At 57.4% G+C, this 927-nt stretch carries 1 protein-coding gene; it reads left to right on the top strand.

What is annotated here, in order from left to right:
* The first annotated feature begins 207 nt into the window (after window positions 1-207).
* Complete coding sequence (locus EII42_RS13060) at window positions 208-579, top strand: pentapeptide repeat-containing protein (protein WP_255416265.1); 372 nt, start codon at window positions 208-210, stop codon at window positions 577-579.
* Window positions 580-927: the final 348 nt, after the last annotated feature.

A 927-nucleotide genomic window follows, 5' to 3' on the forward strand; every position in this document is an offset into this window, starting at 1 on the left:
GCGTTCGCGATCACCTTCGCCGGACGGTTCGAGAGAACCACTCACTGATGAAAACCGCCGGACCCCACACACCGAATTTCGGACAGACCCAAACTGAGCGGGGTTTCGATATCAGATGTCGATCTCTCTCGCGGAAGAATTTCCGACTCGCGCCTCACAAACGTCGCTGGAATCAAAGTAAAGGGTGTCGAGCTGGCACTTCGGAACATTGAGGTTAAGGAGTCCCGAGTCGGTGTTCTCGATCTTGGCGGTGCCGACCTTAAAACGGTGCTCTTCGAGCGGTGCAAGCTAGGTTGTGTGCTTCTTAGAGGTGCTCGTGCAGCGGACGTGACGTTCGAGAACTGTTTGATCGAAGAGCTGGATCTCACGGGTGCCTCGATCGCACGCCTGTCGCTACCCGGGTCGAGTATCCAGACGTTGACGCTGTCCATGGAATCGGCGACTGGGCTTGATTTGCGCGAAGCCAAACTCAAAGCATTGTCCGGCACCCAATCCCTCTACGGCGTGATCTTCAATGAGCATCAGCTCATGCAGTTTGCCGAGCAGTTCGTTCAGCAACTCGGCGCCCGAATCCTTTAGGGTATTTAGGGTATGTCGAGCGGAAACCCCAGCAGGTGCGCTTCACCTGAGCCACGTGCCCCCCTGCAGCCGAAGAAGCTGGGGGTGACCGGGACCGTCCTAGATGGTTGATTCCTGGGGCAGTGGTGTGTAATGGCCTGCCGTGGCGGGGAGGGAGTCCGAGGGTCGGTGGTGTCCACTCCTGAACTTTCCCGAACCATTAAGGACCAGGATTGTCATGGACACCGACTTGGACACCCTCGCCATTGAGGTTCCCTCCGGATCGTAGGGGCATCGGTAATGAGGATTGCGGTGTCAGAGAAGCGGAAGAAGTACGATCGGGAGTTCCGTGGGGGAGTTGTCCGGATC

It is taken from the genome of Tessaracoccus sp. OH4464_COT-324 (assembly GCF_003932855.1).
Taxonomy (GTDB): domain Bacteria; phylum Actinomycetota; class Actinomycetes; order Propionibacteriales; family Propionibacteriaceae; genus Arachnia.